The following is a 21,127-nucleotide window of genomic DNA, read 5'->3' as shown; positions in this document are numbered from 1 at the left end:
CTCAGGTGACCGCGGTGACCACGACGACGGTCGCTCCGAGCGCGACGACGATCAGGGAGGCGACCACCCCGAGCAGGTCGGCGACCCGTACCGGGACGGTGGCGCCCAGGGCCGCGCCGATCGTGGCGAGCCCGGCCTGCCAGAGCAGGGAGGCCAGCCCGGCGGCGACGACGAACACCCCGGGCCCCGTCCAACTGCCCGGCACGGCGTTCACCGTCCCGCCCAGGGCGAAGAAGTACACCAGGGTCAACGGGTTGACCGCGGTGAGGAGCACGAAGCGGACGAAGACCGGTCCGGCGGCGCTCCGGGCCGGACGCTCCCCGCCGGTGCCGTCCCGCTCGGCTCCGGCGCCGGTACCGCCGGGGTGTGCCGGGGCGCGGCGCAGGGTGACCAGTTGGTGGCAGCCCAGCCCGACGATCACCAGACCGGACAGGTAGCGGGGGGCGTCCCCCCACGAGGCGATCACCGGCGCGAGCGCCGCCCCGGTCAGCAGCCGCCAAGGCAGTAGAGGGTGTCGACGGTGGCGACGCCGGACGCGGCGGCCAGGCCACTGCGGCGGCCGCGCAGCATCCCCTCCCGGACGATCAGCACCCCGATCGCCCCCAGGGGCATCGCCACCCCCAGTCCGGCGGCGAACCCGGCGACCGCCAGGAACACGATTCCTTCAGCCATCCGCCGAGTCTGGGTCACCCCGCCGGGCGCGACCGACAGATGAGCGGTGCCGGCGTACGATTATCGGTGTGGACCGGCTGGACGAGCAGATTCTCGGCATCCTGCAGGAGAACGCGAGGTGTTCGTTCAGTGAGATCGGTCGACGGGTCGGTCTGAGCACGAACGCCACCGCCGCCCGTGTCCGCCGGTTGGAAGCCGACGGCGTCATCCTCGGGTACACCGTCGTCACCGGCCACGACGCGCCGGAACTCCGGGGCGGGTTGGAGGTGTTCATCGACGTACGCCTCGACGCCGGGACCGACTACGAGACGTTCGTCGACGCCATCGCCCCGATCGAGCAGATCGTCGACGCGGTGCACATGACCGGGCCGTACGACTACCTGCTGCGGGCCCGGCTGCGGGACACCGCCGCCCTGGACGCGCTGCTGCGTCGGCTCAAGAAGAGCTGCGGCGTGGTGCAGACCCAGACGCGGGTCGCACTGCGCCAACCCGCCCCGCCGCCCCGCAGCCGGTAACCCCGTTACCCGTCCCGGTGCCCCACCACGCCCACAGCCGACCGGACCCGGGTCCCCCTGCGTCGATCATGGAGTTGCGGGGCTCCGCATAAGTCGCATGTGGGGGCTCAACCCCCACCACAACTCCATGATCGACGAGCCGCCCGGGACCACGCGGAGACGGGGCGGGTGGGCGCGGGCGTCAGAGGCGGATGCCGAGCAGGGCGTCGACGGTGCCGGCGAACAGCGCGGGAGCCTGCGGGTCGTCGCCGGTGCCGGCCAGGGCCGCCCCGGCCCAGTCGTCGGCCAGGACGAGGGCGCCCGGCGTGTCCAGGTCGTCGCCGAGGCGCTCGCGTACCCCGGCCAGGAAGGCCGCGCCGGACGGCCCGGACGGCGCGGCGGCGGCCCGCCGCCAGCGGTCCAGCCGCTGCTGCGCGGCGGTCAGCACGTCGTCGGTCCAGGCCCGGTCGTCCCGGTAGTGGCCGGACATCAGGCCGAGCCGGACGGCCATCGGGTCCACCTGGTCGGCGCGCAGCCGGGAGACGAAGACCAGGTTGCCCTTGGACTTCGACATCTTCTCGCCGTCCAGGCCGATCATGCCGGCGTGCACGTAGTGGTCGGCGAAGGGAGCCGTGCCGGTGAGCCGCTCGGCGTGCGCGGCGGAGCACTCGTGGTGCGGGAAGATCAGATCGTTGCCTCCGCCCTGCACGTCGAGCCGGTCGCCGAGCAGGTTCAGCGCGATCACCGTGCACTCGATGTGCCAGCCGGGCCGGCCGGGGCCCAGCTCACCGCCCGGCCAGGACGGCTCGCCGTCGCGGGCACCGCGCCACAGCAGCGGGTCCAGCGGGTCGCGCTTGCCGGCCCGCTCCGGGTCGCCACCGCGCTCGGGGAAGATCTCCAGCATCTGCTCCCGGGTCAGGTTCGACTCGTAGCCGAACGCCGGGGCGGCGGCGATGTCGAAGTAGACGTCGCCGGTGCCGTCGTCGAGCCGGTAGGCGGCACCGTCCTTGAGCAGTTCCTGCACCCGGTCGGCGATGTCCGGGATCGACTCCACCGCGCCCACGTAGTGCGCGGGCGGGATGATCCGCAGCGCCTCCATGTCCTCGCGGAACAGCGCCGTCTCCCGCATCGCCAGGACCTTCCAGTCCTCGCCGTCGCGCTCGGCGCGTTCCAGCAGCGGGTCGTCGATGTCGGTGACGTTCTGCACGTACCGGACGGTCAGGCCGGCGTCGCGCCACATCCGCTGTACCAGATCAAAGGTGATCATGGTGGCGGCGTGGCCCAGGTGGGTGGCGTCGTACGGGGTGATGCCACAGACGTACATGGTGGCGGGGCCGGCGGGGCGGCTCGGGTGGACACCGCGCCGCGCCGAGTCGTACAAGCTCAGGGGCCCGCCGTCACCCGGCAGCCGTGGCACCTCGTGTCCCGCCCAAGACTCCATGACCGCCAGCCTAACGAGCCGCCCGGCCGCCCGGAGAAACCGCCCGGGTGATCAACATGACAACGGCTCAGATCGGCGGCCACGGCATCGCCGGCCACTCCTGCGGCGGCAGCGGATACCGGCCGGTGTCCCGCAGCCGCCGCACCCGGGCGGCCACCTCGGCGACCTCGCCGAGGGTCAGGTGCTCGGCCAACTCCTCCCCCAGCTCGCCGGTGAGCTGCCGGTCGAGGGCGTCGAGCACCTGCACCGCGTCCGGTGGGAGCTGCCGGCCGGCCCAGCCCCACAGCACGGTCCGCAGCTTCTCCTCGACGTGGAAGCAGACCCCGTGATCCACCCCGTAGATCCGGTCGTCCGCGCCGGCCAGCACGTGCCCGCCCTTGCGGTCGGCGTTGTTGATGACCGCGTCCAGCACGGCCAGCCGGGCCAGCCGGGGGTCGTCGGCGTGGGCCAGGGCGTACGCCGCGCCGTCGTCGTCGCGGGCGGCGGCCACCGGGAACCAGCGCGGCGGCACCGCCTCGGTCGGCACGAACCCGACCAGCGGCTCGACGTCGTCCGGCTCGTCGATCCAGAGCTGGCACGACCCGGGCCCCAGCGGCCCGTCGCGCAGCACCGTCGGCGGGACCAGATCCCAGCCGGTGGCCCGGGAGACCAGGTAGGCGGAGACCTCCCGGCCGGCGAGGGTGCCGTCGGGGAAGTCCCAGAGCGGGCGCTCGCCGCGCACCGGCTTGTAGACGCACCGGGCGGTACGGCCGTCGAGGGTCAGGATCGCCCGCAGGGTGGTGTTGGAGGCGTCGACCAGCCGACCCTCCAGCTCCAGTTCACCGTCGCACAGCAGCCGGAGCGCGGCGCTGACCTCCTGGCGCTGCACCTCCGACGACGTCACCGGTGGTAGCCGTTGTGCCGGGGGCAGAGGTGACCGGCCGGGTCGAGCGGCTGGCCGCACAGCGGGCAGGGCGGACGGCCGGCGTTGACCACCCGGCGGGCCCGTTCGATGAACTCGCGGGTCGCCTCGGGGGTCAGCCGCACCCGCAGCCGGTCGAGGTCCTCGTCCGGTTCCTCGTCGTCGTCCTCGTCGACCTCGTCGTCGCCCAGCTCGACCTCGGCCTCCGCCTCACCGGCGGCGATCGCCTCGATCACCACGGTGGCGGAGTCCACGTCGAACGCCAGCCCGAGGGTGCCGACCCGGAACTCCTCGTCGACGGGATTGTCCAGCGGGTCGTTGTCGCCGATGGCCGCGGGCACCTCCGGCAGCTCGACGCCGAAGCGGCGCTGCGCCTCGGAGAGCAGTTCCTCCAGCTTCTCGGCGAGCAGGGAGACCTGCACCTTCTCCAGCGCGACGCTGACCAGCCGGCCGCCACCGCGGGCCTGGAGGAAGAACGTGCGCTCCCCGGGCGGCCCGACGGTCCCGGCGACGAACCGCTCCGGCGGCTCGAAGGCGTGCACCTGGTGGGTCATACCCACGACCCTATCCGGAGCGTGGAACGGTCGCGCAAGGCACCGACGCCGAATCAGCCGAGGGCGAAACGGCGCGACCCGCGACCGGCGGCGGACGGCCCCCGGCGGGCCGGCTCAGCCGGTGGCCCCCGCGCCCCCGCCGACGGCCGCGTCGGAGTCGGCCGGCCGGGTCGCCCGACGCCGCCGCTTCGCCGGTGGCGGCACCAGGGAGACCAGGTCACCGCCGGTGTCGTTGAGCCGGACCAGGAACGGCCGCAGCGGGGTGTAGCGGATCGCGGTGACCGAGGCCGGGTCGGCGACGAGGCGCTGGAACAGGTCGAGGTGCAGGCCGAGGGCGTCGGCCACGATGGCCTTGATCACATCGCCGTGGCTGCACGCCAGCCAGACCGCCTCCGGTCCGTGGTCGGCGGTGATCCGGGCGTCCCAGGCGCGTACCGCGGCGACCGCACGGGCCGACATCTGCGCCATCGACTCCCCGTCGGGGAAGACCGCGGCGCTGGGGTGCTGCTGCACCACCGGCCAGAGCTTCTCCTTGGCCAGCTTCTTCAGCGGCTGCCCCTCCCAGGCGCCGTAGCCGCACTCGATCAGCCCGTCCTCGACCACCGGGGTGGCCTGCGGAAGGGCCAGCTCCAGGGTCTGCCGGCAGCGGATCAGCGGGCTGGTCACCACCGCCGCCAGCGGCAGGCCGCGCAACCGCTGGCCGACCGCGCCCGCCTGGGCCCGCCCGGTGTCGTCCAGCTCGACCGGCTGCCGGCCGGCCAGCCCGCCGTCGGCGTTCGCGGTCGTCCGGCCGTGTCGCAGAAGCAGAAGGGTCGCCACGCCCCCACCATAGGGGCAGCCGGACCGCAACCGGCCCCCGACACCGGCGGTGGTGTCGGGGGCCGCGGGTCGACGCCGGTCAGGTGGCGCTGATCGTGCCGGTGAGCAGCAGCGCCAGCACCAGGGTGCCGAGCGCCACCCGGTAGAGCACGAAGACGTACAGGGTGTGGTGTGCCACGTAGCGCAGCAGCCAGGCGATGGCCGCGTAGCCGATGCCGAACGCGATGATCGTGGCGACCACCATCTGCGCCACCGAGGGCACCGAGGTGCCCGGGGCGGCCGGTTCGAAGACGTCCCCGACGCTGAAGATGCCGGACATCACCACCGCCGGGATGGCCAGCAGGAACGAGTACCGGGCGGCGGCCTCCCGGGTCAGGTTGAGCAGCAGGCCGGCGGTGAGCGTGCCGCCGGAGCGGGACACCCCGGGGACCAGCGCCATCGCCTGGGCGAAGCCCATCACGATGCCGTCGCGCATCCGGAAGTTCACCAGGGTGCGGGTCTGCCGCCCCCAGTACTCGGCGAAGGCCAGCACGAAGGCGAACACGATGAGCGTGGTGGAGACCACCCACAGGTTGCGTCCGGCGGTGCGGATCTGGTCCTTGAACAGGAAACCGAACAGCCCGATCGGGATCGAGCCGACGATCACGTACCAGCCCATCCGGTAGTCGAGGCTGGAGCGCACCGAGCGGTCCCGCAGCCCCACCAGCCAGGTACGGGTGATCCGCCAGATGTCCTTGGCGAAGTAGATGAGCACGGCCGCCTCGGTGCCCAGCTGGGTGACCGCGGTGAAGGACGCGCCCGCGTCCCGGTCGAAGAAGATCGCCGAGGTGATCCGCAGATGCCCCGACGAACTCACCGGAAGGAACTCGGTGAGCCCCTGGACGATGCCCAGGACGATGGCCTCGACCCAGGTCACTCGCCGACTCCCGAGAGGTCGAGGGCCTCGGCGACGGTCCGCAGCGTCTGCACGCCGCTGTCCCGGTCGGCCACGAACAGGGTGACCGACAGGGTGGTCACCCCGGCGGCCGCGTACTCCCGCATCCGCTCGGCGATGCGTTCCTTGGGGCCGAGCAGCGAGGTCCGGTCGATGAACTCCATCGGCACCGCCGCCGCCGCGTCCCGCTGCTGCCGGGCCAGGTAGAGGTCCTGCACCTGGCGGGCGGCGTCGCCGTAGCCCATCCGGGTGGCGAGCTGGTTGTAGAAGTTCTGCTGCCGGCTGCCCATGCCGCCGACGTAGAGGGCGGCGTACCAGCGGACCAGTTCGGCGCAGGTGGCGATGTCGTCGCCGACCACGACCGGCACCGAGGGGACGACGTCGAAGCCGGCCAGCTCCTTGCCGGCCTTCGCCCGGCCGGCGCTGACCGAGGCGAGCTGCTCCTCGGCGAACTCGGGGGCGTAGAAGACGGCCAGCCAGCCGTCGGCGATCTCGCCGGCCAGTTCCAGGTTCTTCGGGCCGACGGCGGCCAGGTAGATCGGGATGTGGTCGCGCGGCGGGTGGAAGCCCAGCCGCAGCGCCTTGCCGGGGCCGTCGGGCAGCGGCAGGGTGTAGTGCTCGCCGGCGTAGGCGACCTCCTTGCGGGCCACCGCCAGCTTCACGATGTCGACGTACTCGCGGGTGCGGGCGAGCGGCTTGCCGAACCGGACGCCGTGCCAGCCCTCGGAGACCTGCGGGCCGGAGACGCCCAGGCCGAGGCGGAACCGGCCGCCGGAGAGGGTGTCGATGGTGGCCGCGGTCATCGCGGTCATCGCCGGGGTACGGGCGGGGATCTGCATCACCGCGCTGCCCACGTCGATCCGTTCGGTCTGCCCGGCCATCCAGGCGAGCATGCTCGGGGAGTCCGAGCCGTACGCCTCCGCCGCCCACACCACCGAGTAACCCAGGCGGTCCGCTTCCTGGGCAAGCGCCAGGTGGTCCGCCGGCGTACTCCACGCTGTCTGATATCCGAGGCTGAGCCCGAGTCGCACTGATCCTCCCCATCCCGCACCACAGGTCGCATCAGGTTACGCAATGCCCCGGGGCCCGCCGCCCACCGGCTCGCCACCGCCCGGCCGGGCATCCGGGACGCCGGGCGGGGCGGGCGGCCGGGAGGGGCGGGGCGGGTGGACAGCCAGCGACCGGACCGGCGCATCCGGTGCACAACGTGGCGTCGCGGGCGGCGGTGACGGTCGGATCGGCGACGCGACAGGCAGAGATGCCGGGAGCGAGGATATCGGTTGCGCCGCGTTCGAAATAAGGTTCACCCATGCAACAGCGACCGCTCGGCCGAAGCGGGCTGGCGGTTTCCCGGCTCGCGCTCGGCACCATGACCTGGGGCCGGGACACCGACGCCGACGACGCGGCGGCCCAGCTGAAGAGTTTCCTGGACGCGGGCGGCAACCTGGTCGACACCGCCGACGTGTTCGCCGACGGCGACGCCGAGTCGGTGCTCGGGTCGCTGCTGGGCACCCTGGTCCCCCGCGAGGACGTGCTGATCGCCACGAAGGCGGGGCTGCGGCCGGGCAGCGGCCGGCGGCGGGACGGCTCGCGCGGGCACCTGCTGCGTACGCTGGACGCCTCGCTGCGCCGGCTCGGCACCGACCACGTCGACCTGTGGCAGGTGCACGGCTACGACCCGGACACCCCGCTGGAGGAGACGCTGGCCGCGCTGGACCACGCGGTCGCCTCGGGCCGGGTCCGCTACGTCGGGGTGTCGAACTTCTCCGGCTGGCAGACCGCCCGTGCCGCCGCCTGGCAGGCGGCCTGGCCGGGGCGGGCGCCGGTGGTCGCCACCCAGATGGAGTACTCGCTGCTGGAGCGGGGGGTGGAGCGGGAGGTGCTGCCGGCCTGCGCCGCGTTGGGCCTGGGCGTGCTGCCCTGGTCGCCGCTGGGGCGGGGGGTGCTGACCGGCAAGTACCGCAACGGCCGCCCGGCGGACTCGCGGGCGGCCTCGGCCCACTTCGAGGCGTTCGTCGCCACCTACCTGGAGCCGCGCTGCTCCAGCATCGTCGAGGCGGTGAGCATCGCCGCCGGTGGGCTGGGCGTGTCGCCGCTGGAGGTGGCGCTGGCCTGGATCAGGGACCGGCCGGGGGTGACCGCGCCGGTCCTGGGTGCCCGCACGGTGGGGCAGCTGCTCGGCGCGTTGCAGGTGGAACGGATGACCCTGCCGGAGGAGATCACCACGGCGCTGGACGACGTGTCCGCCGTGCCGGTCGGCTACCCGGAGCGCGAGGGCTGACCCCTGCGCCGGCGCACAAGGTGGCGGACCGGACCAAAAGCACACCGGTACGTGTCAATTCCACCGAGCACGTGCCAACTCCACCGATCGTCCTTTACCAACTGCCACTCTGCCATATTTCATTAAGGCCGCTTGCGATGTTCCGTCCGAATAGGCGGCTTCGGGACCCCCTGGCGCTGTTGGCCCGGGTTTCGGCGTCCACTTTTCGGTGGGCCTGTCCGGAAAGCGATTCGGCCCGGCGGAAACTGCCCGATCCGGCCGCCGTAAACATTGTGGCGAACCAATGACGGTGCTCTAATGATTGCGGCGTGAGCGACCCCCGCCGCGTCGTTTCTCCCATTTCGTTGGAGGACCCGTGGACCGTAAGACCGACGTCAAGCGCAAGCCCGCCAAGGTCGTCGTGCGCAAGCTCGAGCGGCTCGAGACCACCGTCGCCATCATCAGCGAGCCGGGCTGCCGCAACGACGTCTGCGGCTGACCCACCCCGTTTCGGCCGGGGCGCGGCACGCCGCGCCCCGGCCGGCCACCGTCCAGGAGGTCTTCGCCCGATGCAGCGGCCCCGGATCAAGGGCATCCACAAGCCGGTACGGCTCCACCCGACCCTGATCAACATCGGTGGTCGGCAGCTGGGGGTCGGCGCGGAGATCGACGACGAGGACGGCAGCCTCTGGGAGCTGCTCGGCCTGATGGACGGCACCCGTACCCGGGCGGAGATCGTCGCCGCGCTGCTCGCCGCGCGCCCGGAGATGGCCGCCGAGGACGCCACCGACGCGATGCAGACGATCATCGACGCCGGGTACGTCGAGGACGCCGCCGCCCCGCCCCCGCCCGAGCTGAGCCCCGCCGAGGTCGACCGGTACGACCGGGCGTTCACCTACCACGCGTGGGTGGACCTGACCCCGCGCACCTCCCGCTACGAGGTGCAGGCCCGGCTCAAGGCGGGCCGGGTGGTGGTGCTGGGGCTCGGCGGCTCCGGTTCGGCGGTGGCCGCCTCCCTGGTGGCCGCCGGGGTCGGCGCGGTGCACTGCGTCGACTTCGACGTGGTCGAGGCGGGCAACCTGACCCGGCAACTGCTCTACACCGAGGACGACATCGGCGCCGCCAAGGTGGACACCGCGGTGGCCCGGCTGCGCCGGATGAACTCCCACGTCACGGTGACCGGCGAGGAGGCCCGGGTCGACTCGACGGCGGACGTGGCGGCGTTGATGCGCGACCGCGACCTGCTGGTGCTCTGCGCCGACCAGCCCCGGCACGCCATCCGGGAGTGGACCAACCGGGCCGCCCTGGCCACCGGCACGCCCTGGATGCTCGCCCAGTACGCCGGCCCGATGGCGGTGATCGGCCTCTTCGTGCCCGGTCAGACCTGCTGCGAGGCGTGCCTGCCGAGCGTCACCGACCGGCTGCGCGAGGAGCACGGCACCGAGCCGGAGGAGTTGTTCCCGTTCACCGGGCACGCGGTGATCGCCCCCACCGCCAACCTCACCGGGCACCTGGCCGCCCTCGACGTCGTCTACCACCTCGCCGGCATCCCGACGACCACCCGGGGCCGGATGTTCCACCTGAGCCTGACCGACCTGACCTACCACTACGTGGTCAATCCCCGGCCCGGCACGAAGTGCGACACCTGCGGCTGGTTCCAGGAGGAACGGTGACCGTGCTCGGGTTGGACAGCCGCCCTCCGGTGGCCCACCTGGTGGTCCGCCAGGAGGAGGACGACGAGTACGTCGTCGGCGACCTGGCCAGCGGGAACTTCGTGGTGGTGCCCGAGGTGGGGGCACGGCTGGTCGCGCTGTTCGCGGCCGGCCGGACCGTCGCCGAGGCCGCCGACGAGGTGGAACGCGAGACCGGTGAACCGGTCGACGCGCTGGACTTCGTGGAGGTGCTCGTCGAGGCGGGCGTCATCCGGCCGCCGTCCGACGACGGGCCGCCGCCGACGCAGGCCCGCCCCTGGTCGGTGTCCCGCATCCCGGCCCGGCTGGTCCGGCCGCTGTTCGGCCGGGTCGCCTGGACGGTCTACGTCGGCGCGCTGGTCGCCACGCTGGCGATGTTCGTCGCCGAACCGTCCCTGCTGCCGACCTACGAGGACACCTTCATCTTCCCGGACGTGGTGCTCAGCCTGCTGATCACCAACGTCACGGTGGCCCTGCTCACGGTGGTGCACGAGGCGTGGCACGCGTTCGCCGGGGCGGCCGTCGGCGTCCGGTCGCAACTGCGGTTGGAACGCCGGGGGATCTTCCCGGTGCTGGAGACCGACCTGACCGGGCTGTGGGCGCTGCCGCCGGAACGCCGCTACGGCCCCTTCCTGGCCGGCATGGCCATCGACGGCATCCTGCTGTTCGCCGCCGTCGCGCCGCGTTTCGCCTGGTCGCGGGGCTGGCTGGAGCTGCCGCCGGGAATGGTGCGGTTCCTGGCCATGGTGGTGTTCAGCCAGGCCGTCAAGCTGGCCTTCCAGACGCTTGCCTACCTGCGCACCGACATGTACCTGGTGATGGCCACGGCGACCGGCTGCCGCAACCTGCACGAGGTGACCCGGCTCAGCCTCAAGAAATGGATTCGCCGGCTGACCCCGGCTGAACGCACCGTGCTGCGCGACGCGCACGCCCGGGATCTGCGGGTGTCCCGCTGGTACCGATTGTTGTATGTCGCCGGAGTCATCTGGATGGTCTGGTTCGCCATCCATTTTCTGCTACCGGGGGCGAAAGTGACACTCGGGTGGGCCGCCGGGGTGCTGATCGGAGCGCCGTTCGGCAGCGCCTACTGGTGGGAGGGAATTGCATTGGCCGCATTTGCCTCGCTGAACGTGCTGCTTCCGCTCGGGGTGGTCGTCCGTAATCGTTACCGCGCCGGAAAGTTGGCCACGTGAACCGCAGATGGCTCGGCCCGGTGGTCAGTGTCGTGGTCACCGTGCTCAGCGTGGCGACCATGTCCAGCCTCGGGGTGGGGGTGCTGGTCGGGCTGGTCGACGGGGACACCGCGCTGCCCTGCGACCGGCTGCCCGGCACGGCGCAGCCGTTCGAGGGCAACCGGCACATCGCGTACGAGGGGGCGCCCCACGAGCCGTACCGGACGTTGCCGCCCACGTCGGGGCCGCACTCGCCCCGGGTCGTCGTGCCCGGCGTCTACCGCGACGCGGTGCCGGAGGAACTCCAGGTGCACGCCCTGGAACACGGGCACGTGCTGGTGCAGTACGCCCCGGACGTCCCGCCCGGCGACGTCGAGAAACTGGAGCGGCTCGGCCGCCGCCATCCCCGGGACGTGGTGGTGGCCCCCTACCCGGCGCTGGGCCACGGCATCGGGTTGACCGCCTGGCAGCGGCTGGAGCGGCTGGACGCCCTCGACGAACGGGCGGTCGAGGAGTTCATCGAACGGCTCGCCGGCCGCTACGACCACTCCTGGCAGCACGGGGCGACCGACTGTGCGGCGGTCTGACCGGCGACACCGGGTGGCGCGACGCACCGGTCAAAGGGTGGCGCGGGGCCGCCGGGCTGGGCAGCATAGGTGCCATGGACTACGAATACGCGCCGCTGCGGTTGCCGCCGAATGTCGACCGGTTGACCGCCGCGGCGCAGCTGGCGATCCAGGCGGAGTTCTCCGGGTGGGAGCTGGCCCGGGTGCAGTTGTTCCGGGACGGCACCCGCAAGGTGGTGCTGCGCCGCCGTCGGGTCAACCAACCCCAACCGGGCCTGTCCTACTGACCCCGGCGGGCCGGCGGCACCGGGGCCGCCGGCCGGCCCGCGCCGGGCGACCCCGGTGCCGCCGCCTAGTGCTGGTGCCCGGCGTGATCGTGGTCGTCCTCGTCGAGGAACGGGTGCTCGTCGAGCCGGCCCACCAGCCGGTCGTCGGCGGCCGGCGTGAACGGGCCCACCGGGTCGTCGTCGTCGAACGACTCCAGGTCGACCGGGGTGCCGACCTCGCTGACCATCACCACGCCGTCCAGCGGCTCCAGCTCCGGCACGTCCAGGGCGCTGAGCGAACCGTCGCCGCTCTGCAACAGCTCCAGCACCGCCTCACCGACCCCCTCGACCGGCGCCGGCTCGTCGTCCTCGGGGGTGCCCTCGCGGCGGGCCACCTCGGCGACCCGCAGCAGCGCCGAGACACTGGGCACCCGGTAGTCGCGGCGCTGGCGCACCGAGATGACCTGCGGGTGCGGGTCGGTGGCCTCGGCGTCCCCGGCCGCCCCGCCGAACCGCTCGTCGGCCTCGTCCGGGTCGATCGACTCGACGTCCCAGGGCGTGACCTCGCCGAACGCGTCGAGCAGCTGCTCGTCGTAGGCGAAGGAGGCGTTGTTCAACGCCACGTACGCCTGCCACACGTCGTCGTCGTCGATCCGACCCTGCGCGGCCCGCACGGCCGTCAGGTGGGCGCGGGCCGCGTCGATCACGCGTTCCAGGGCGGCGTCCAGCTCACCGTGCTGGTCGGTCATGAGGCTGTCCCTTCGAGACATGGGGGGAGGTGCGGCACCGGGTCCGGTCAGCAGTTGCGGAGGAACCGGTCGAGCACCCGCACGCCGAACTGTAGTCCGTCCACCGGTACCCGCTCGTCGATGCCGTGGAACAACGCCGAGAAGTTGAGGTCGGCCGGCAGCCGCAGCGGGGCGAAACCGAAGCACCGCATGCCGAGCTGCGCGAACGCCTTGGCGTCGGTGCCGCCGGAGAGCATGTACGGCACCGGCCGGGCCCCCGGGTCCTCGGCCCGCAACGCCGCCGACATCGCGTCGACCAGATCGCCGTCGAAGGTCGTCTCCAGGGCGGGCTGACGCTGGATGTACTCGATCTCGATGTCCGGGCCGACCAGCTCGCGCAGCTGCCGTTCCAGCAGCTCCGACTGGCCGGGCAGGCTGCGGCAGTCGATGGTGGCGGTGGCCCGGCCGGGGATGACGTTGTCCTTGTAGCCGGCGGCCAGCCGGGTCGGGTTGGCGGTGCTGCGGACGGTCGCGCCGATGATGTTGGCGATCGGGCCGAGCTTGGCGATGGCGGTCTCCGGGTCGTCCGGGTCCAGCTCGACGCCGAGCACGTCGGACAGCTCGGTCAGGAACGCCCGGACGGTCGGGGTGACGGTGAGCGGGAACCGGTGCCGCCCGATCCGGGCCACCGCCTCGGCCAGCGCGGTGACCGCGTTGTCGTCGTGGACGAACGAGCCGTGCCCGGGGCGGCCCTTGGCGTGCAGCCGCATCCAGTCCAGCCCCTTCTCGGCCGTCTCGATCAGGTAGAGCCGCTGGGCGTCGCTGATCGAGTAGGAGAAGCCGCCGACCTCGCCGACCGCCTCGGTGCAGCCGTCGAAGAGGCCCCGGTGCTGCTGGACGAGGAAGTGCGCGCCGTAGTCGCTGCCCGCCTCCTCGTCGGCGGTGTAGGCCAGCACGATGTCGCGGGGCGGGCGGACGCCGGTGTGCTGCCAGTGCCGTACCACCGCCAGCACCATCGCGTCGAAGTCCTTCATGTCGATCGCGCCCCGGCCCCACAGGTAGCCGTCGCGGACCTCCCCGGAGAACGGGTGCACCGACCACTCGTCGGCGTCGGCCGGCACCACGTCCAGGTGGCCGTGCACGAGCAGGGCGTCGCGGCCGGGGTCCGTGCCGGGGATGCGGGCGATCAGGTTGGCCCGGCCCGGCGCGGACTCGTGGATCTCGGCGGCCACGCCGACCTCGGCGAGCTTCTCCGCCACGTACTCGGCGGCCCGGCGCTCGCCCGCGCTGGTGTCGTTGTCGCCGGTGTTGGTGGTGTCGATGCGCAGCAGGTCACGGCAGAGGTCGACGACCTCGACGGTGGGGTCGGGCACGGCGGAGGCGGCATCGCTCGTCATCGCCTCTTTCTACCAGTCGCCGGTCCGGCCGCGAACGGCCCGGCCACCCGGGGACCGCCCGCCGCCGGGGGTGCCGGCCGGCGGGGCCGGTAGCGGCGTGGGTGCCGCCCCGGTTTGCCGATCACCGGGTGCGGGTACCGGCGCTGGCGTCCCCGTTCCGCCCGCCGCACCGGCCGGCGACCCGCGCCGGCCCCGCCGAGGAGGACGTCATGTCCGCCGTTCCCCTGCCACCGCTGCCGCCGTCCGCCGACGACGCCTACCGCCCCGGTGGGCGGAGCATGGCCGACCTCGCCGACACCGAGCACCGGCAGCTGCTCGCCCTGGTCGACGAGGTCACCGACGCCACGGTGTCCCCCGCCCGGCGGCGGGAGGTGCTCCAGGTGCTCACCGCCATGGTGTCGCGGCACCTGTCGGCCGAGGAGCAGTACCTGCTGCCCACGGTCCGCGCGGCGCTGCCCGACGCCACCGCCCGGGTGGAGCGGGAGATCGCGGCGGACGCGGCGCTGCTGACCGCGCTGAAGGCCCTCGCCGGGCCGGACGACCCGACGCTGTCCGACGTCGCCGCCCGGGTCCGACGGCACGTCGCCGCCGTGGCCGAGCTGGTCACCCCGCTGCGCGAGGTGGCCTCCGACGCGGAGCTGATCCGGCTGGGCAACCGGTGGGAGATCGCCGAGGAGGCGGCACCGACCCGGCCGCATCCGGGCACCCCGGCCACCCCGCCGTGGAACCGGATCGTCGAACCGGCCGTCGGGGTGGTGGACAAGCTGCGCGACGCGGTGACCGGCCGGCGCACCCAACTGGCCGACCTGAACCGCCGTCCGCGAGAGTGATCGACCGGCCCCGATCCGTCAGGTTCACCGGCCCGGTTCGGTCCGGGGCCTTCCGTCTATCGACGTGTGGCCATACCGTCACCATATGAATCTGGAGCTGCGTCACCTCCGGGTGGTCTGCGCTATCGCCGAGACGGGCAGCGTGACGAAGGCCGCGTCCACCCTCGGCCTGGCCCAGCCGGCCCTGACCGCCCAGCTTCAGCGCATCGAGCGGGCGCTGGGCGGTCCGCTGTTCGAACGCGACCGGCGGGGCGCCCGGCCGACCGCCCTGGGCGAGCTGGTGCTGTCCCGGGCCCGGGTGCTGCTGCCGGCGATGAAGGGCCTGCAGGACGAGGCGGCCCGGCTGGCGGGGGCCGACGACGCCCTCGGCCGGTACCGGTTCGGCGGGGTGAACAGCCCGATCCTGGGCCGGCTGGTGCACCGGCTCGCCGCCGAGCAGCCGCACGCGCAGATCACCACGTACGCGTCCTGGTCGGCCGACGAGTTGGCCGCCCTGGTCGCCGGTGGCCGGCTCGACTTCGCGCTGACCGGCGTCTGCGGCGACGCCACCCCACCGGCGGAGTTCGGGCTGGCCTGGCGGGAGGTGGCGGTCGATCCGGTGCTGGTGCTGCTGCCGTCCGCCCACCCGTTGGCCGACCGCGACGAGGTCGGCCTGGCCGACCTGCGCCACGAGCAGTGGGTGGCCGCGCCGGGCGACGGCTGCTTCGGCGACTGCTTCGCCGCCGCCTGCGCCCGCGCCGGCTTCACCCCCCGCAAGGTGTACGAGACCGACGTGCGCGGCTGCATGGACCTGGTCGACGCCGGGGAGGCGGTGGCGTTGTGCCAGGCCACCTTCCGCCCGGTCGCCGGCCTGGTGACCCGGCGGCTGGCCGGCACCCCGCTGCGCTGGCGGCTGCTGCTCGGCTGGCACCCGGAGTCCCCGGCGGCCCGGGTCGCCGAGGCGGTGCTGGACGACGCGGTCGCCGCGTACACCGACTCGCTGGCCGCGCACCCGGACTACCTGGCCTGGCTGCTGCGGCATCCCGAGTTCGGGGCCCGGGACACCGGCACGGTCCGCCCGGCCTCGCGGGTGCGAACGGCGTGACGGCGGGTATCAGCCCTGCATGACCGATCTCTATCCGGCCGCCGACCAGCGGGAGCTGCTGCGTCGGGCGGCCAGCGCGCACACCGCCGCCACCCGCGACGTCGAGACGTTCCTGCGCCGGCTGCCCGAGGTGCCCGACCCGGCCGACATCACCGAGTACGCGACGCTGCTCACCCGGGAGGAGCAGACCCGCACCGAGCGGCAGGACGCCGCCGACGCCGCCGGCCTGCGACTGCCCAGCCTGGAATCCGAGTAGCCCGCCCGACGGACGCGGCACCCGGGACGGCGTCCCGGGTGCCCGCGCACGGGTCGGGTCAGCGTTCGACGAGGACGTCGTGGCCCAGATCGAGCAGGGCGTGCCGCCACTCGTCGTCGGCGTTGCCGTCGCCGGGTCTCTCGTCCACCAGCGACCGGATGCGGTCGATCGCCGTCCGCATCACCGCGACGTCGGCCGGGGTGAGGTCGACCTTGCGCTTGCGCAGCACCGCCAGGATCTGCCGGCCGGGCTCGGGCAGGTCGAGGTCCGGGTCGGGGCCGAACGCCTCCTCGCCCGACCCCCGGGTCAGCAGCCACTGCCGCAGCTGCTCGGAGGGGACGTTCACCTCGGCGTGGAAGTCCTCCCAGATCAGCTCGACCTCGGGGTCGAGTCGCTGCTCGCGTGCCATCACGCCTCCTCTTCCGGTGGCCCGGGTGGTGCCGGGTCCCCGTCGTCGGTCCACTGCCCCGGGCCCTCCGGCGGCACCTGGACCCGGGCCGGGTTCGCCGTCGGGGGCGCGAGGATGGGTGCGGTCCGCTCGGCGTACTCCTGCGGCTGCTCGGGTTCGGTCATCGCGGCCCTCCGGTCATCGCGGATGCGAGGTGCTGGCGGGGGTGTGGTCGCGGTCGCCGGCGGACACGTCGAAGGCGAGCGCGCCGTCACGCGCGTCGACGGTGACCCGCTGGCCCGGCGAGAGCTGGTTCTCCAGCAGCATCCGGGACAGCCGGTTGTCCACCTCCCGCTGGATCACCCGGCGCAGCGGGCGGGCCCCGAACTCCGGCTGGTAGCCGTGCTCGGCCAGCCAGTCGGTGCCGGCCGGGGTGACGTCGACCTGGATGTCCTGGGCGTGCAGCCGGCGTCGGGTCTCCTCCAGCAGCAGCCCGGTGATCTGGCGCAGCTGCTCGGCCTCCAACCGCTGGAAGATGATCGTCTCGTCGATCCGGTTGAGGAACTCCGGGCGGAAGTTCTCCTGGAGCCGGCGCATCAGCCGCTCCCGCAGCTCGTCGGCCTCCTGCTGGTCGCCCTGCGCGCCGACGCCGAACCCGACCGTACGCTGGCTGCCGGTGATCAGCTCCGAGCCCAGGTTGCTCGTCATGATCAGAACCGTGTTCTTGAAGTTGACCGTACGGCCCTGGCTGTCGGTGAGCCGGCCGTCGTCGAGCACCTGCAGCAGGACGTTGAACACGTCCGGGTGGGCCTTCTCGATCTCGTCGAGCAGCACCACCGCGTACGGGCGGCGGCGGACCGCCTCGGTGAGCTGGCCGGCCTCCTCGTAGCCGACGTAGCCGGGCGGCGCGCCGACCAGCCGGGCCACCGTGTGCCGTTCCTGGAACTCGCTCATGTCCACCCGGACCATCCGGTCGGCCTCCCCGAACAGCGCCTCGGCCAGGGCGCGGGCCAGTTCGGTCTTGCCGACGCCGGTCGGGCCGAGGAACAGGAAGCTGCCCATCGGCCGGTTCGGGTCGGCCAGCCCGGTACGGGAGCGGCGGACCGCCTCGGCGATGGCGCTGACCGCGTCGTCCTGGCCGATCACCTTCTGGTGCAGCTGCCCCTCCAGGCGCAGCAGCCGGTCCCGTTCCTCCTCGGTGAGCTGGCTGATCGGGATGCCGGTGGACCGGGAGACCACCTCGGCGATCTCGGTGGTGCCGACCGAGGGGACCTGGGTGTCCCCGCCGTCGCCCCGGGCCCGGCCGATCTGCGCCTCCAGCTCGGCGAGCCGGTCGCGTAGCGCGGACGCCTTCTCGTACTGTTCGTCGGCGACCGCCTGTTCCTTGTCCCGGCGAACGTCCTCCAGTTGCTGTTCCAGTTCCCGCACGTCCGAGGCGGGGGTGCGGGTGCGCAGCCGGACCCGCGCACCGGCCTGGTCGATCAGGTCGATCGCCTTGTCCGGCAGGAACCGGTCGGTGACGTACCGGTCGGACAGTTCGGCGGCGGCGACCAGCGCCTCGTCGGTGAACCGGACCTGGTGGTGGGCCTCGTAGCGGTCCCGCAGGCCGCGCAGGATCGCCACGGTGTCCTCGACGCCGGGCTCGGGCACCAGCACCGGCTGGAACCGGCGGGCCAGGGCGGCGTCCTTCTCGATGCTGCGCCGGTACTCGTCCAGCGTGGTCGCCCCGATCACCCGCAACTCACCCCGGGCCAGGGCCGGTTTGAGCATGTTGGACGCGTCCATGCCACCCTCGCTGCCGGCGCCGCCCGCGCCGACCAGGGTGTGGATCTCGTCCAGGAAGATGATCAGCTCGTCCCGGTGGGCCCGGATCTCGTCGATCACCTTCTTCAGCCGCTCCTCGAAGTCGCCCCGGTAGCGGGTGCCGGCGACCAGGCCGGCCAGGTCGAGTTGGATGACCCGCTTGCCGAGCAGCGTCTGCGGCACGTCGCCGTCGCAGATCCGCTCGGCCAGGCCCTCCACGATGGCGGTCTTGCCGACGCCGGCCTCGCCGATGAGCACCGGGTTGTTCTTGGTCCGCCGGGACAGGATCTCGACCGCCTGCTCGATCTCGTCGGCGCGCCCGATCACCGGGTCGATCTGGTCGTTGCGGGCCAGGTCGGTGAGGTCCTGGCCGTACTGGTCGAGGGTGGGCGTGCCCCGGTCCGGTTTCGGGCCGGCCATCGGCCCGCGTTCGGCCCCGGCCGCCTGCAACGACTCGGGCTGGATGCGGCCGGCGGCGAGCATCCGACCGGCGGGCGACTCGGGGTTGAGCGGCAGCGCCATCAGGATGTGCTCGGGTCCGATGTAGTTCGCCCCCATCGCCCGGGAGAGCTGGTGGGCGTCGAGCAACGCCCGTTTCGCCGCCGGGGTGAGGGAGAGGTTCGGGGGCACCTCGCCGCGCGGGGCGCCGTCGGCGCGGCCACCGAGCGCGTTGACCAGGGTGTCCGGGTCGGCGCCGGCACGGCGTACCAGGTCGCGCAGCGGTTCGCGCTGCAACGCCGCCCAGAGCAGGTGGTCGGTGTCCAGGTCGGTGCTGTGCTTCTGGGCGGCCCGCCGGGCGGCGTCGGCCAGCATCTCCCGGGCGTCGGCGGTCATCAGCCGGGTGATGTCGACCCGATGGGCCGGCCGGCGTCCGCCCTCACCCCGGCCGAAGTACCGGGCCAGGAACTCGTCCCACGGGTCGGAGCCGAAGTCACCGGGTCCCATCATGTCTGTCCCCTCCGCTCCTCGGGCGCGGCCGGGCCGCCGAGGGCGGCACGCAGGCGCGACACGATCGCCGGTGGCTACCCGACGGTCGCCCCGACAAACGCCGACAGGTGGCAGGGTGGGGGGCATGGACACCCATCCGCTGCTGATCGTCGACGGTGCGAACGTGGTCGGTTCCCGGCCGGACGGCTGGTGGCACGACCGGGCCGGTGCGGCGGCCCGGCTGCGCGACCGGCTGGTCCCGGTGGCCGACACCGGCGTACCCCCGGAGCTGCCGGCGCCCGTCGAGGTGGTGCTGGTGGTGGAGGGCGCGGCCCGCGACGTGCCGGGCGTGGCCGGGGTACGCACCGTCGCGGCCCCCGGTTCCGGCGACGACACCATCGTCGACCTGGTCCGGGCGGCGGCGGACCGGCGGCGGCTGGTGGTCACCGCCGACCGGGAGCTGCGCGGCCGGGTGGGCGAGCTGGGCGCCGAGGTGTACGGCCCGCGCTGGTTGCCCTCCTGACCCCCGTCCGGGGCGCGGGCGGGTGGTGCGGCACCCCGCCGGGGCGGTCCCGTCGACGGGATTCGGTGTCCCGCTACCGGGACGGGGTCGGCGGCTTCGCGCACGTCAGGGCGGTAACCGGACAGCGGGACGGCAACACCGCCAGGGCGGATGTTCTCTCCCCGTCGGGTATACGTTGTAATGGAGATCTCCCCACCCCCAGGAGGTCACCCGTGGCGAGCGTCGCCGAGCTGAAGGCCGCGATCGACATCGCCCTCCAACAGATCGGTGACGGGCAGAGCGCCGTCCAGGCCGCCGGGGAGAAGCTCGCCGAGGCGCAGCAGACCCTCGCCGGGGCGCTGGAGGGCAGCGGGCACGAGACCGTCGAGGCCGCCCAGGCCTCCCTCACCCAGGCCGGCCAGGAGCTGGAGGAATGTCTCGCCGCGACGCTCGTCGCGGTGGAACAGGCGCAGCTCTACGTGTCGTCGCTGTAGCGGGGCGTCGTGTCGATCGTCGAGGACGTCGGAGCCCAGGTGCGGGCCGCCGCCGAGGAGTTCCCCCTCGCCCAGCTCGCCCTGGCCCTGGAGAAGTTCGGGCAGGCCACCGAGCGGCTGCGCTGGGTACGCCAGGAGTCGGCCAACCCGATGGGGGTGCCGGAACTCGCCGCCGCCACCGAACACGCCGAGTCGGCCGGGCACGCCCTGCGGGTCGCCCAGGAACAGCTCTCCGGCTACCTGGCCGCCATCGGGCTGGCCCCCGACGGCCCGCCCCCGGCCCGCGCCGACGGCCCCGCACCACGCCACGACGGGCCACGGGGCGACACCACCGCACCGCCGGCCGCCCCGGCGCCGGCCGCCGACGAGGACCCCACCGTCAAGCGCTGGTGGGCGGTCCGGGTCGCCGAGCTGACCGGCGGCCGGGAGGGCCCGCCCGAGCAGCCGGACGACCGGGTCGCCGACTCCCGGGAACTGCTGCACCGGGTCGTCGCCGGCATCCGCTCCGGCGACCGGGACCGGCTGCACCGGGAGCTGCGTGCCGCGCACGCCGACGTCGGCCTGGGGCTGGCCGCGATCGCCCCGCCGCTGCTGCGCGACCTCGCCGGGGAACTGCTCGGGCACCCGCCCCGCGCCGACGACCTGCCCCGGCTGCGCCGGGAACTGGACGGCCGGGTCCGCGACCTGCTGCCCGGCCTGCCGCCGCCGGTGCTGCACACCCTGCTCACCCGGGTCTGCCGGATGCCCCCGCCCCGCCGGGGCGAGGACGGGCAGGAACAACCGCACGCCGCCGACCCGGCCGTCACCGCCGGTGTGCTGACCGGCGTGCTGCTGGCCCGGCTCGGCCGTGACCTGCCCCGCGAGGAACGCGACCCGCAGCGGGAGCCGACGCCACGGCGGACACCGGAACCCGACCGGTCGCCGCCGCGCCCACCCGCCGACCGGCAC

The 21,127-nt window shown here is 73.7% G+C and carries 26 protein-coding genes; 13 read left to right on the top strand and 13 right to left on the bottom strand.

Annotated features, from left to right (window positions below; translation table 11 throughout):
- Window position 1 precedes the first annotated feature (1 nt).
- Window positions 2-466: a LysE family transporter gene (locus H1A17_RS13650; protein ID WP_194822013.1), complete on the bottom strand. Its 465-nt coding sequence runs from the start codon at window positions 464-466 to the stop codon at window positions 2-4.
- Between the two features lie 20 nt (window positions 467-486).
- A complete protein-coding gene (locus tag H1A17_RS13645) occupies window positions 487-672 on the bottom strand; it encodes a hypothetical protein (protein WP_194822012.1) in 186 nt (61 codons plus the stop codon).
- A 68-nt stretch (window positions 673-740) separates the two neighbouring features.
- On the opposite strand from H1A17_RS13645, the gene H1A17_RS13640 reads away from it, so the two are divergent.
- Window positions 741-1,187 (top strand): Lrp/AsnC family transcriptional regulator, encoded by a 447-nt coding sequence (locus tag H1A17_RS13640; protein WP_194822011.1) that lies wholly within the window; start codon window positions 741-743, stop codon window positions 1,185-1,187.
- Between the two features lie 181 nt (window positions 1,188-1,368).
- Here H1A17_RS13640 and mshC read toward each other — a convergent pair whose 3' ends face one another.
- From mshC to H1A17_RS13610, 6 genes are all read right to left on the bottom strand, one after another.
- On the bottom strand, window positions 1,369-2,607 hold the full coding sequence (mshC, locus tag H1A17_RS13635; RefSeq protein ID WP_145920302.1) for a cysteine--1-D-myo-inosityl 2-amino-2-deoxy-alpha-D-glucopyranoside ligase: 1,239 nt from the start codon (window positions 2,605-2,607) through the stop codon (window positions 1,369-1,371).
- Between the two features lie 67 nt (window positions 2,608-2,674).
- The gene (locus tag H1A17_RS13630; RefSeq protein WP_194822010.1) at window positions 2,675-3,490 is read right to left on the bottom strand and encodes an SCO1664 family protein; all 816 of its coding nucleotides are present in this window, start codon (window positions 3,488-3,490) and stop codon (window positions 2,675-2,677) included.
- Entirely contained in the window at window positions 3,487-4,062 is a 576-nt protein-coding gene (locus H1A17_RS13625; protein WP_194822009.1) for a DUF3090 domain-containing protein, read from the bottom strand. Before H1A17_RS13625 ends, H1A17_RS13630 begins: the two co-directional genes overlap by 4 nt.
- 114 nt (window positions 4,063-4,176) lie before the next feature.
- A complete protein-coding gene (locus H1A17_RS13620; RefSeq protein ID WP_194822008.1) occupies window positions 4,177-4,881 on the bottom strand; it encodes a histidine phosphatase family protein in 705 nt (234 codons plus the stop codon).
- A 79-nt stretch (window positions 4,882-4,960) separates the two neighbouring features.
- A complete protein-coding gene (locus H1A17_RS13615) occupies window positions 4,961-5,797 on the bottom strand; it encodes an undecaprenyl-diphosphate phosphatase (RefSeq protein WP_194822007.1) in 837 nt (278 codons plus the stop codon).
- Window positions 5,794-6,846: an LLM class F420-dependent oxidoreductase gene (locus H1A17_RS13610; protein WP_145920307.1), complete on the bottom strand. Its 1,053-nt coding sequence runs from the start codon at window positions 6,844-6,846 to the stop codon at window positions 5,794-5,796. The genes H1A17_RS13615 and H1A17_RS13610 overlap by 4 nt, the downstream gene beginning before the upstream one ends.
- 278 nt (window positions 6,847-7,124) lie before the next feature.
- Here H1A17_RS13610 and H1A17_RS13605 point away from each other — a divergent pair, with 278 nt between their 5' ends.
- The 6 genes from H1A17_RS13605 (at window position 7,125) to H1A17_RS13585 (ending at window position 11,791) form a co-directional block, all read left to right on the top strand.
- Entirely contained in the window at window positions 7,125-8,096 is a 972-nt protein-coding gene (locus H1A17_RS13605; protein ID WP_145920308.1) for an aldo/keto reductase, read from the top strand.
- Between the two features lie 355 nt (window positions 8,097-8,451).
- Window positions 8,452-8,574: a hypothetical protein gene (locus tag H1A17_RS35075; RefSeq protein ID WP_255470009.1), complete on the top strand. Its 123-nt coding sequence runs from the start codon at window positions 8,452-8,454 to the stop codon at window positions 8,572-8,574.
- 70 nt (window positions 8,575-8,644) lie between these two features.
- Window positions 8,645-9,748 (top strand): ThiF family adenylyltransferase, encoded by a 1,104-nt coding sequence (locus H1A17_RS13600; protein ID WP_145920309.1) that lies wholly within the window; start codon window positions 8,645-8,647, stop codon window positions 9,746-9,748.
- Entirely contained in the window at window positions 9,745-10,959 is a 1,215-nt protein-coding gene (locus H1A17_RS13595) for a hypothetical protein (protein ID WP_145920310.1), read from the top strand. The genes H1A17_RS13600 and H1A17_RS13595 overlap by 4 nt, the downstream gene beginning before the upstream one ends.
- The gene (locus tag H1A17_RS13590; protein ID WP_145920311.1) at window positions 10,956-11,525 is read left to right on the top strand and encodes a DUF3105 domain-containing protein; all 570 of its coding nucleotides are present in this window, start codon (window positions 10,956-10,958) and stop codon (window positions 11,523-11,525) included. Before H1A17_RS13595 ends, H1A17_RS13590 begins: the two co-directional genes overlap by 4 nt.
- Before the next feature lie 74 nt (window positions 11,526-11,599).
- Entirely contained in the window at window positions 11,600-11,791 is a 192-nt protein-coding gene (locus H1A17_RS13585) for a DUF5703 family protein (RefSeq protein ID WP_088646215.1), read from the top strand.
- A gap of 65 nt (window positions 11,792-11,856) precedes the next feature.
- Here the strand turns inward: H1A17_RS13585 and H1A17_RS13580 are convergent, their stop codons facing one another.
- Together H1A17_RS13580 and H1A17_RS13575 are read right to left on the bottom strand one after the other, a co-directional pair.
- On the bottom strand, window positions 11,857-12,519 hold the full coding sequence (locus tag H1A17_RS13580) for a hypothetical protein (RefSeq protein ID WP_145920312.1): 663 nt from the start codon (window positions 12,517-12,519) through the stop codon (window positions 11,857-11,859).
- 47 nt (window positions 12,520-12,566) lie between these two features.
- Window positions 12,567-13,895, bottom strand: coding sequence for a M20/M25/M40 family metallo-hydrolase (locus H1A17_RS13575; protein ID WP_194822006.1), 1,329 nt, complete (start codon window positions 13,893-13,895; stop codon window positions 12,567-12,569).
- Between the two features lie 209 nt (window positions 13,896-14,104).
- On the opposite strand from H1A17_RS13575, the gene H1A17_RS13570 reads away from it, so the two are divergent.
- From H1A17_RS13570 to H1A17_RS13560, 3 genes are all read left to right on the top strand, one after another.
- Complete coding sequence (locus H1A17_RS13570) at window positions 14,105-14,725, top strand: hemerythrin domain-containing protein (RefSeq protein WP_145920314.1); 621 nt, start codon at window positions 14,105-14,107, stop codon at window positions 14,723-14,725.
- An 85-nt stretch (window positions 14,726-14,810) separates the two neighbouring features.
- Complete coding sequence (locus tag H1A17_RS13565) at window positions 14,811-15,809, top strand: LysR family transcriptional regulator (protein ID WP_145920315.1); 999 nt, start codon at window positions 14,811-14,813, stop codon at window positions 15,807-15,809.
- A 19-nt stretch (window positions 15,810-15,828) separates the two neighbouring features.
- Window positions 15,829-16,065 carry a hypothetical protein gene (locus H1A17_RS13560; protein ID WP_145920316.1) on the top strand — a complete coding sequence of 79 codons (237 nt, stop codon included), beginning with the start codon at window positions 15,829-15,831 and terminating at the stop codon, window positions 16,063-16,065.
- 58 nt (window positions 16,066-16,123) lie between these two features.
- On the opposite strand, the gene H1A17_RS13555 is transcribed toward H1A17_RS13560, so the two are convergent.
- The 3 genes from H1A17_RS13555 to H1A17_RS13545 are packed head-to-tail and all read right to left on the bottom strand — an operon-like array spanning window position 16,124 to window position 19,204.
- Complete coding sequence (locus H1A17_RS13555) at window positions 16,124-16,474, bottom strand: DUF3140 domain-containing protein (RefSeq protein ID WP_145920317.1); 351 nt, start codon at window positions 16,472-16,474, stop codon at window positions 16,124-16,126.
- Window positions 16,474-16,638, bottom strand: a complete 165-nt coding sequence (locus tag H1A17_RS13550; protein WP_168222508.1) for a hypothetical protein — start codon at window positions 16,636-16,638, stop codon at window positions 16,474-16,476. Before H1A17_RS13550 ends, H1A17_RS13555 begins: the two co-directional genes overlap by 1 nt.
- A 13-nt stretch (window positions 16,639-16,651) precedes the next feature.
- The gene (locus H1A17_RS13545; protein ID WP_145920318.1) at window positions 16,652-19,204 is read right to left on the bottom strand and encodes an ATP-dependent Clp protease ATP-binding subunit; all 2,553 of its coding nucleotides are present in this window, start codon (window positions 19,202-19,204) and stop codon (window positions 16,652-16,654) included.
- Window positions 19,205-19,328: 124 nt separating this feature from the next.
- On the opposite strand from H1A17_RS13545, the gene H1A17_RS13540 reads away from it, so the two are divergent.
- From H1A17_RS13540 to H1A17_RS13530, 3 genes are all read left to right on the top strand, one after another.
- Window positions 19,329-19,706, top strand: a complete 378-nt coding sequence (locus H1A17_RS13540) for a hypothetical protein (protein WP_088646223.1) — start codon at window positions 19,329-19,331, stop codon at window positions 19,704-19,706.
- A 212-nt stretch (window positions 19,707-19,918) separates the two neighbouring features.
- Window positions 19,919-20,179 carry a hypothetical protein gene (locus H1A17_RS13535; RefSeq protein WP_088646224.1) on the top strand — a complete coding sequence of 87 codons (261 nt, stop codon included), beginning with the start codon at window positions 19,919-19,921 and terminating at the stop codon, window positions 20,177-20,179.
- A gap of 9 nt (window positions 20,180-20,188) precedes the next feature.
- Window positions 20,189-21,127: hypothetical protein (locus tag H1A17_RS13530; protein WP_309236770.1), on the top strand; the 939-nt coding region annotated here is incomplete at its 3' end.

The organism is Micromonospora sp. S-DT3-3-22 (genome assembly GCF_015354745.1).
Taxonomy (GTDB): Bacteria; Actinomycetota; Actinomycetes; order Mycobacteriales; family Micromonosporaceae; genus Micromonospora; species Micromonospora wenchangensis.
The sequence above is the reverse complement of the archived record's forward strand: the minus strand, read 5'-3'. Positions and strand labels throughout refer to the sequence as shown.

Bases quoted from the DNA above. Each gene is read 5' to 3' on its own strand.
- H1A17_RS13625 (WP_194822009.1), bottom strand. From the start codon at position 4,062: ATGACCCACCAGGTGCACGCCTTCGAGCCGCCGGAGCGGTTCGTCGCC.
- mshC (WP_145920302.1), bottom strand. From the start codon at position 2,607: ATGGAGTCTTGGGCGGGACACGAGGTGCCACGGCTGCCGGGTGACGGC.
- H1A17_RS13645 (WP_194822012.1), bottom strand. From the start codon at position 672: ATGGCTGAAGGAATCGTGTTCCTGGCGGTCGCCGGGTTCGCCGCCGGA.
- H1A17_RS13605 (WP_145920308.1), top strand. From the start codon at position 7,125: ATGCAACAGCGACCGCTCGGCCGAAGCGGGCTGGCGGTTTCCCGGCTC.
- H1A17_RS13540 (WP_088646223.1), top strand. From the start codon at position 19,329: ATGGACACCCATCCGCTGCTGATCGTCGACGGTGCGAACGTGGTCGGT.
- H1A17_RS13545 (WP_145920318.1), bottom strand. From the start codon at position 19,204: ATGATGGGACCCGGTGACTTCGGCTCCGACCCGTGGGACGAGTTCCTG.
- H1A17_RS13585 (WP_088646215.1), top strand. From the start codon at position 11,600: ATGGACTACGAATACGCGCCGCTGCGGTTGCCGCCGAATGTCGACCGG.
- H1A17_RS13560 (WP_145920316.1), top strand. From the start codon at position 15,829: ATGACCGATCTCTATCCGGCCGCCGACCAGCGGGAGCTGCTGCGTCGG.
- H1A17_RS13570 (WP_145920314.1), top strand. From the start codon at position 14,105: ATGTCCGCCGTTCCCCTGCCACCGCTGCCGCCGTCCGCCGACGACGCC.
- H1A17_RS13575 (WP_194822006.1), bottom strand. From the start codon at position 13,895: ATGACGAGCGATGCCGCCTCCGCCGTGCCCGACCCCACCGTCGAGGTC.
- H1A17_RS13550 (WP_168222508.1), bottom strand. From the start codon at position 16,638: ATGACCGAACCCGAGCAGCCGCAGGAGTACGCCGAGCGGACCGCACCC.
- H1A17_RS13580 (WP_145920312.1), bottom strand. From the start codon at position 12,519: ATGACCGACCAGCACGGTGAGCTGGACGCCGCCCTGGAACGCGTGATC.
- H1A17_RS13555 (WP_145920317.1), bottom strand. From the start codon at position 16,474: ATGGCACGCGAGCAGCGACTCGACCCCGAGGTCGAGCTGATCTGGGAG.
- H1A17_RS13600 (WP_145920309.1), top strand. From the start codon at position 8,645: ATGCAGCGGCCCCGGATCAAGGGCATCCACAAGCCGGTACGGCTCCAC.
- H1A17_RS13565 (WP_145920315.1), top strand. From the start codon at position 14,811: ATGAATCTGGAGCTGCGTCACCTCCGGGTGGTCTGCGCTATCGCCGAG.